This window comes from Lysinibacillus mangiferihumi, assembly GCF_003049665.1.
GTDB lineage: Bacteria > Bacillota > Bacilli > Bacillales_A > Planococcaceae > Lysinibacillus > Lysinibacillus mangiferihumi.
This window is the reverse complement of record NZ_PYWM01000034.1, coordinates 38,233-47,756: the sequence shown is the minus strand read 5'-3', so window position 1 is coordinate 47,756 and position 9,524 is coordinate 38,233. Positions and strand designations below refer to the sequence as shown.

General features: G+C 37.8%; 6 protein-coding genes. 4 read left to right on the top strand and 2 right to left on the bottom strand.

What is annotated here, in order from left to right:
* Positions 1 to 754: 754 nt before the first annotated feature.
* Both C9J37_RS22830 and C9J37_RS22820 read left to right on the top strand, forming a co-directional pair.
* On the top strand, positions 755 to 5,524 hold the full coding sequence (locus tag C9J37_RS22830) for an endonuclease (protein WP_107897231.1): 4,770 nt from the start codon (positions 755 to 757) through the stop codon (positions 5,522 to 5,524).
* Positions 5,525 to 6,193: 669 nt separating this feature from the next.
* A complete protein-coding gene (locus tag C9J37_RS22820; RefSeq protein WP_107897229.1) occupies positions 6,194 to 6,562 on the top strand; it encodes a hypothetical protein in 369 nt (122 codons plus the stop codon).
* Between the two features lie 167 nt (positions 6,563 to 6,729).
* Here the strand turns inward: C9J37_RS22820 and C9J37_RS22815 are convergent, their stop codons facing one another.
* Both C9J37_RS22815 and C9J37_RS22810 read right to left on the bottom strand, forming a co-directional pair.
* Positions 6,730 to 7,044, bottom strand: a complete 315-nt coding sequence (locus C9J37_RS22815) for a hypothetical protein (protein WP_235617211.1) — start codon at positions 7,042 to 7,044, stop codon at positions 6,730 to 6,732.
* A gap of 22 nt (positions 7,045 to 7,066) precedes the next feature.
* Positions 7,067 to 7,276 carry a response regulator gene (locus C9J37_RS22810; RefSeq protein ID WP_407656267.1) on the bottom strand — a complete coding sequence of 70 codons (210 nt, stop codon included), beginning with the start codon at positions 7,274 to 7,276 and terminating at the stop codon, positions 7,067 to 7,069.
* 184 nt (positions 7,277 to 7,460) lie between these two features.
* Between C9J37_RS22810 and C9J37_RS22805 the strand changes: the two genes are divergently transcribed.
* Together C9J37_RS22805 and C9J37_RS22800 are read left to right on the top strand one after the other, a co-directional pair.
* Positions 7,461 to 8,114: a helix-turn-helix transcriptional regulator gene (locus tag C9J37_RS22805; protein ID WP_107897228.1), complete on the top strand. Its 654-nt coding sequence runs from the start codon at positions 7,461 to 7,463 to the stop codon at positions 8,112 to 8,114.
* Between the two features lie 53 nt (positions 8,115 to 8,167).
* The gene (locus tag C9J37_RS22800) at positions 8,168 to 9,523 is read left to right on the top strand and encodes an MATE family efflux transporter (protein WP_107897227.1); all 1,356 of its coding nucleotides are present in this window, start codon (positions 8,168 to 8,170) and stop codon (positions 9,521 to 9,523) included.
* Position 9,524: the final 1 nt, after the last annotated feature.

Sequence of the window (9,524 nt, the reverse complement as noted above, 5' to 3'; positions counted from 1 at the left end):
GCTACATCTGAAAATCCTGCTGCAGAAGCCACTGGTACGATAGCAGATGCTACTAATGTTGCCGTTGCTGCCGTCGCTACGAATTTTTTGTATTTCTTTGGTTGGTTAGCCATAGAAAAATTTCCTCACGTAAGATGGGCATTCCGCGGGCAAGCGAGGGTGCGACTTACTTGTGCTAGAGCGAAAAGCACCGCCATAGCGAACAACAACGACATAGTGAAAAGAGTTCAATTGATGGCATTTTTCCACTATGCAAAACAAACGAAACCTTAGCTATTTATTCTTTTGCAGTAAACAATAAATAGAAGCGTGTACTAGTTGTTGGTAGCAGAGGCGGTGACTCCTGCGGCAACGCAAACAGCGTAAGACGCGGGCATTCCGCGCGTTAGCGAGGGTTGCGGCTTATGTGTGTGCCCGCGGAAAGCACCGCCATAGCGGACAACAACGACATAGGAAAAAGTACTAATTGTTTAGAAAAAGTGAAGTTTCGGTTAACAATTACACTATAGTATTGTGTGCTTAGATTCTCTAAAAATTCTATAATTTAACAGTTACTATATAGTAATTCAATAGTGCATTAACAGTTATATGGTTTCATATATATATACTGGGGAAATGAGTTTTACTACTATTGATGGCACGCTTTATGCGTATGGTGTAGGTACAAACCGACAGCCGAGATAGAGAGCTAGTAGACCTTCTTCTGCTAAGAAGAAGGTTTTTATTCAGCAAATACTTAAAGAGGAGCTAACTGATGATGTCTAAAAAGAAATGGAACAAGTCATTTAATGCTTTTCTCGCAACGACATTAGTTGCGAGTGTATCGATGCCAGTAATGCCTAGTCAAGCTGTTGCGGCTGAATTAGCGGCTGATTTAATGATCTCTGAGTATATTGAAGGGTCGAGTAATAATAAGGCGATTGAGCTTTACAATGGAACGGGTTCAACGATTGATTTAAGCCAATACAAACTTGAACTTTATACAAATGGTAGTACAACACCAACGAACAAACAGACGTTAAGTGGCACTTTAGCACATAATGAGACAATCATTCTCTATAATTCTAGTGCAGTGGCAGCGATCAAAGAGAAAGGTGGACTTGCTTCAGCTGTTACCGCGTTTAATGGTAATGATGCGATTGTTTTAAAGAAAGGGGAAGAGGTAGTAGATTCTTTTGGTCAAATGGGGTTTGATCCAGGCAAGTCATGGAATGACAATGGGGTGTCTACTGTTGATACAACATTGGTTAGAAAGAGTTCCATTACGTCAGGCGATAAAAATCCAAGTGACACCTTTGATCCTTCATTAGAATGGCAGCCTTATCCAATCGATACATTTGAACATTTAGGCGGTCATGTAATGGATGGTGGTGAGGTTGGACCTATTATAAAGGCAGAAGCCGTAACAGCTTCTACACCTTCTGGAACGGTTGCGTCAGGCACTGCGATTACATTATCTTCTGCTACTGCTGGTGCAACGATTTATTATACAACGGATGGAACAGAGCCAACATTGCAAAGTGCTAGTTATACGCAACCGATTGTTATTGATAAAACAATGACGATCAAAGCGATAGCAGTTGCACAGGGACTGGAAAATAGTGATGTGCAAACTTTTAATTATACCGTCATTGGACAAGCAGATGTTCAGTCAATCGCTGATGCAAGAACACAAGCCAACGGTACAACAGTAACAATCAAAGGTATTGTGGCAGGAAAGCTGAAAAATACCATCTCTGTTCAGGATGGAACAGGTGGTATTGCTGTACGTCCGACTAGCCTAAATGTAGAAATTGGCGACGAAGTAACGCTAAAAGGGAAGCTTGCGGACTATAGAGGGTTACTGCAATTAGACGGAGCTCAAATTATCGACAAAGTGGCAGGCGTAGGTGCACCAACTGCAAAAGTAGTAACCGGTGCCGAGGTAGCAGAAGTAAATGAATCACAACTTGTTACGATAAAAAATGTTGCGCTGACGAATGTGCAAGCAGGAAGTGGCTGGGCAAACTACACAGCTAGTGATGGTAGCAATTTCTTAGTACGCGATGAAACGAATGCTCTAGGCTTAACGGTCGGCACAACGTATGAATCCATTACGGGCATTATCCAACAATTCGATCAGGATTACCAAGTGATACCACGTTCTATAAACGATATTGTCGTGGATAGCACAGCATTAAAACCAGCGATTGCGTCGCCAAGTAGTGGTACATTTATTAATCAAACAACGGTCACTTTATCAACATCTACAGCTAATGGGGAAATCTATTACACAGTAGATGGTACGAATCCTACTGTATCAGGTATTAAATACGAAAAACCAATCGATATTACGCAAAACACAACATTAAAAACGGTTGTCAAAGCAAGTGATGGCACGTTTAGTGAAGTGATGACCTATGACTATGTTATTACAGATGCGCTGCAAATTCATGATATTCAAGGGGAAGGCCATCGCTCTCCATTTGCTGGCAAAACCGTTGATGGCATTCAAGGGATTGTAACATATTCATTTTCTTTAAATGGTAGTTATTATTATACGATTCAAACACCTGATGAATTGGCGGATGATAATCCGAATACATCGGAAGGTATCTTACTTTATAGCGGAAAGAATGCTTGGCCGATTCAAGTAGGAAATTTAGTATCGGTAACAGGTAAAGTAGATGAATATGCGTATGATGGCTACAGTGATGCGAACCAAACAGATTTAAAAACGACGCAAATCAATGTACGAAATGATCAAGGTGGCAAAGTACAAGTACTTAATGGCAGTGTTGCATTACCAAAAGCCATTCAAATTGATAAATTAAAAATGTCATTTAGTCAAATAGATAGTGACAATCTGCAAGTTTTCAACCCGACAATTGATGCCATTGATTTTTGGGAAAGTATTGAAGCGATGCGAGTGGAAGTAGGCAATGTCAAAGCTGTTGCTCCACAGGAACATGGCGATTTAGTAACGGTTCTTGAAAGTGAGCCAACAAACACGCTGCATGGTGGGGTTTTGTATGAGGAAGGACAAACAAACCCAAATCGTATTCAATTTAGATTGGAACCGAACGGAATAGCTCGTGATTTCGAAGTTGCTACAGGCGATAAGTTTAATGGACCGATTACGGGTATCGTAGGCTATTCTTATCAAAACTTCAAAATTTACGTGCCACTAGATAACATGAAGCAAGCCCATGTAACAGGGACGGCAACACCTGAGACTACCAAAATAGTCAAAGCAGAGGATAAGCTAACAATTGCCTCGTATAATTTAGAAAACTTTTCTAATAACAAAACATCCACATCGGATGATAAGGCGCGAAAATTAGCACGCGCCATTGGTACTGATATGCAAACGCCAGACATTGTAGGGGTTACGGAAGTACAAGATAATAACGGCGAGTCGGCTGGTGATGCCAAAGCAGATCAAAGTTATCAACGCTTAATTGATGCCATTAAAGCTGAAAGTGGTATTGATTATAAGTATGTCAATATTGACCCTGTGAATAATGCAGATGGTGGTGCACCGAACGCGAATATTCGTGTTGGTTTCTTATACAATCCGGCAAGGGTGAACTTGAAAGAAGGAATCCAAGCAGGGGATGCGACTACGGCAGTGGGTTATCAAAACGGTCAATTAACGCTAAACCCAGGTCGAATTGACCCGATGAATGAAGCATTTAATAATAGCCGAAAACCGTTAGCTGCACAATTTGAGTTCCAAGGTGAAGATGTCATTGTGATTGCTAATCACTGGAATTCTAAATCGGGTGACACACCATTATTCGGAGCAACACAACCACCGCAATATAAAAGTGAAGTGCAACGCCAAAAAATCGCAAATATTGTGTATAACTTTGTTGCGGATGTTAAAATCAAAAATCCAGATGCAAACATTGTATCGTTAGGTGATTTTAACGATTACCAATTTGCCAAAGCGCTTAAAATTCATGAAGGTGAATGGATGACCAATATGATCAATAAAGCCGATTCTTCTGACCGTTATACGTATTTGTATCAAGGAAATTCGCAAGTATTAGATCATATTTTAGTTTCTAATAATCTTCAAGATAAAACGATAATTGATATTCTTCATATTAATGCAGACTTTACAGATATGGCAGGCCGCGCAAGTGACCATGACCCTGTCATGGTGCAACTGGATTTGAAAAAAGGTCCTACAGTAGAACCGATTCAACCTGAAATCACATATAACTATGAGAACTTTAAGAAAAATATCTTAGTTATTACAAAACCGAGTGTAGCATTACATTTAGATGCAGCGTCGTATATTACGAAGGGCGTGCACTTAAAAGGGAAGTATGTCGAGCTTCACGGTGAAGGCTTTAACAAGACAGATGTGATTATTACGCCAAATCATCCAGAGTCCATTGTAGACTTAAAGGGCAATACGTTTAAAAAGATTACAATTGAAGGCAAAAATGTAAGTGAAATTAGAGGCGCAGAAAATATTGACTTACAGTTGATTGAATTGAAGAAGGGTGCATCGTTAGAAAACATTAAATTTACAAATTCTAAGGGGCAACCGATTGTCTACCCTCCTGTCCCTGCTGAAAACAAGCAACCAATCATCAAAAAGCCTTTTACAAATCAGACAGTAGCTGTAGGAACGGACATTACCATCGATTTAACAGAGCATTTCGCTGATCCTGATAATGACGAATTGACATTTACAGCTACAAAAGGTTCGATAAAGGGCAAACGCTTAACGTTAACTTTAGAAGCGGGTAGTCATATTGTTGGTGTCACGGCATCTGATGGTACAAAAAGTGTCACGACCAATTTTAGTGTGACTGTCACGGCTAACGACTACTATACTGCTGCCTATAACAAAGAGGGGCAAGCACTCAAAAAGGCGCTGCACGATATTATTGCAAACCAAAAAGTCTTATCCTATGATGCTGCATGGGATGCTTTGAGATACACAGACGAAGATCCGAATAATACAAATCATGTCATGTTATTTTATTCTGGTAAATCTAGTCCAAAAACAAACAACGGCGGCAATGTAGGCAACTGGAACCGAGAGCATACGTGGGCAAAATCACATGGTAATTTCGGAACAAGTCAAGGACCGGGAACTGATATCCATCATTTACGCCCTACCGATGTTCAAGTAAATAGCGCAAGAGGAAATTTAGACTTTGACAATGGCGGTAGTCCAGTCGCTGGCTGTAACGGTTGCTTGAAAGACGCCGATTCCTTCGAACCACCGAATCGTGTCAAAGGGGACGTTGCACGCATTCTGTTTTATATGGCAACGCGTTATGAGCTAGGCGATAAAGTAGACCTTGAATTAAATGACAAAGTCAACAATGGAACAGCTCCGTATCACGGTAAACTTTCGGTTCTTTTACAATGGCATCTACAAGACCCAGTAGATGACTATGAAAAACGACGAAACGAAAGAATCTACGAAATCCAAGGGAACCGCAATCCATTTATCGACCATCCAGAATGGGTAGAAACGATTTATGGCAACAAACCAGCGGTGCAGATGGTGAATTAGCAAAATGCAAAAACCAGCCAGTTTTCAGCGGTGAATCGCTGAAAATTGGCTGGTTTTATTCAATTTTTTGGAATTGGCGTCAAGCAATTGATTAATAAAGTAGTTATTTTGTGGGAAAAGATTCCACTTGTGATAAAATTTATTTCATAACACGTTTTAAGAGTGAATAGAGGTGATAAAAAATAAATACACAAAAAAATGCTTTCATTATAGTAGCGTTTGCAAATATTGCAATTGCATGTCTAAGTCAATTTCTTGGTTCAATGTTAGACGGAAGGTTTGATACGTTAGCCCAATTTTTAGCTTTTCCTTTCGCTATAATTCTTCTGAATGTGGTTTTAGGATTTAAATTTAGAATGAAGTTTTATCAATATTCACTGTTCGCATATTTAGGATTATACGTATCTATCTTTGTCTGGGGCACGATAGTTTTGTTGGAAAGCACGAAAAAAGAGTTGCCTCCGGGCGAGGTTGTCTTAGGTGCAGATCTGATATTTATTATAGTTGTGACAATAGTACAGTCGGTTATTTTCCTTCTATTTAATCTAATTACCTTTATAGTTTATAAAATTCTTTTGTCAAAGAAGTTGTTTAATAGAAGTCTGTTTTGATTTTTAAGTGAATGAGTAGCGATACAAAGAAAAAATATTAGTCAGGTTGTGAAATTGGATGGTTAAAAACAAAGCAATAGCTGCTGTCATTACAATTATTATTGGCGTCTTTATTATTCCATTATCTATTACTTCTACATACAGTATTGCTCATGGAATTTATGGTACTGCATATACGGCACCTTCTATGCTTGTAGCTTTAGGTGTTTCCTTACTTATTGAGAAATATAGTAAAAATAAACATATATTATTGATGTATATTAAACATCTCCTTTGTGCCTTAATTTTTTCACTGTTGTTTACACTCCTTAATTTTGATATAAACACGTATAAAGATACTTTTTACATTAGTTCTTTATTTGGGAGTATTTATATTATAATATTTGTCACATTTGATTATTTGCTGAACAAGTATAGGATTGCTTAGAGTTTTAATTCTGTAACGGTCCTTTTTACGCACGCGTTCCCGTAGAAAAACACCTCCAATTGAAGTGTAGGTATCTGAACCTCATTTCAATCAAAGGTGCTTTTTTATTTGTCTATTCTGTTGGTGTCAGTTCCGTCATCACTATAAATGAAAGGTAACGGTCCTATTTATTGTGCTTCTATTAGTTTCTTTAAATAGCTTCGACGGATAATGAAGAAGCTTCCTATAAATAATAGTAAAAATATACTGATGCCAATTGCCGTCATTTCATAAAATGACGATGACATCATACTGCGCATGAAGAACATTACACAAGCTAATAGAATGCTAGCAAATGTGAAGGGTATAAAAACTAGCATAGCTAATTCCTTTGTCACTACAGAACGTACTTCTTTTACAGAAAGACCGATTTTTCGAATGCCTGTATATTTTGCTTTTTCACCTTCAACTGATGTTTGTAAGTAGAAGTAAAGAATGCTCATAGCCGCACTTAAAAAGATAAGACTAAGCATAAATCCGATAAAGAACATAAGACCAATAGTAACCATCAAAGGCTGGGAGATTTGGGAGATTGATGTCCATTAAAACAAGGTGCGGTTGAAATGCTTGAAAATGATCGAGCACTTTGTCAAAGTCTTGTGTAATAACGCTTTGATAGCCGTATTTATCTAGTTGATTTTTCAATGTTTGAGCAATATCCATATCATCTTCCACAATTAATATTTTATACCTCTCTTATAGCTAGAAGCTTTCTTCTATTTTTATCACTAAATGATTGCAATATACCCGAATGGAAGTCAATTAAAGCAAAAATACGATTTTTCACTTGTAGCCACTTTGTGTACTGAAGATTTTAGTCCATACTAAATATAGAAGTGACAGAAGGGGTGGCTGTAAGATGATTCGTAATCGTCAAATGGAGATATTGCTACATTTATTGAAGGTGAAAAAGACAACGCATGAGATGCTGGCACGTCAGTTTGAAGTAAGTGTAAAAACAGTTCAACGGGATATTGATAAGTTATCGATGATGGGTGTTCCAGTTACTTGTAAGCAGGGGCATAAGGGTGGCGTGTATATTGATGAGCATTATAAATTATCTAGTAGCTTCTTTAATGATGAAGATTTGCAAGTTTTAACAATTGCGTTATCTGTTTATGATAGTCTGTCAATGCAAGCTCATAAGGAGCGGATATTGAAGAAATTGGCACTAATTTCTCCAGAGTTAATTTATTTATACGAACAAGATGCCAAAGATTATTTTATCGTTGATCTTTTCGATGATAAGGTCGATATGACGGAAGCAGTCTACCAACATATAAACCATTGTTTGGATGAGGAATACTGTCTTCGTGTCGTTATTGATGGGAAGCAAATGGACGTAGCACCGATTAGTTATGTTTTAAGAGCGGATGGGTTATATTTATATGCTTTAGAAAAGGATTACGTATTAATAAAGATTGCTTCAATTACTCATTCACATATAACTGATATGGCGTTTGAACGAAATTTTACTCCGTACCAACAAAATCAAACAATTATTTTCAAATAAGACATTAGGTGTCTTATTTGACATGATATCGTTTGTGTTGGAGGGGATGCTAGATGAAATCCAATATATTCGACGACTATTCAATCAGTAAATTAATTGCAACGTTCTCGCTTCCTGCAATCTTGTCCTTAATTCTTGAAATGATGACTTCCGTAGTGGATACGTCTTTTGCAGGGCATATAGGTAGCCAAAGTGAAAGTGCCTTATCCGCGATGGGCTTATTATCTCCACTTCTTGCTACTTTTGTAGCACTGCAGACGCTTTTTGCGACGTCAACGGCAATCATGATTTCAAAGGATTTAGGTAGTGGCGATCAACTTCGATTAAATAAGTATTTTCAGAGTGGGTTTGTGATGACGTGTGTAGTTAGCGTTGTTACGTCTGGCACTACATGGATTTTGATGGAGCCACTTTTAACTATGTTGGGTGCTAAAGGTGAAGTATGGATGCTTGCTAAAGATTATTTAACTATTATTCTACTTAGTAATATTTTGAGTGCTATTGGTTATACATTGACAAGCGTTATTCGAGCATTTGGTTATCCAAAAGCAGAGGCCATTATTATTACCATTGCAGTGGCGATCAATATAGTGTGCAATGCCATTTTAACTTTCGGTTTTCAATTAGGCGTTGTTGGTATTGCTTTAGGCACTTTCATTAGTGAGTTGGTATGCGCTATTATTTCCATTGTTTATCTAGTGAAACATCGCATATGGTTTTCAACGAATAAGATTTCTTTGAAAGAACACGGATGGATGTCTTTTCAATTGTTTAAAATTGGTTTTGCTCAAACGGCTATACAATTATTAGCTGGTGTTTCTGCATTTATAGTGAACCATCAGCTCATATCGATAGGGGGCCATAGTCAAATAGCGATTTGGAATATTGCCAACAAGGTGTATATGCTTGTATTAATGCCGATTATTGGTATCACGCAGGCAGTTCAAACAATTCTTGCTTATTTTGAGGGCAAGGGAGAATTATTGAAAAAAAATATAACTGTAAAAAAAACAATGTTGTATTCTATTGTTTATGGTATTGGCATTACCATAGTTATGTATATGTTCGGTAATGTGATTTTGCATTTGTTTACTTCTGATAAGACGATGTTAATGTCAACACAGCATGTGGTAAAGGTCATTTTTCTAACATTTCCACTATTGGGTATTACGTATACAATTATGACCTTATTGCAGGTTACAGGTAGAGAAATTCATGCCGTACTACTTGGCCTAACAAGACAGGTTATCGTAATTGTGCCGCTCGTTCTGCTCTTGCCAATAATTTTTAGTACAGAAAATGTGTATAATATTAGCCCCGCTTTCTCGATATTTTTGTCTATTCCACTTGCTGATATTTTGACACTTAGCATCGCCATTTTCTTTTATAGAAAAACACTAGAAAAATAGC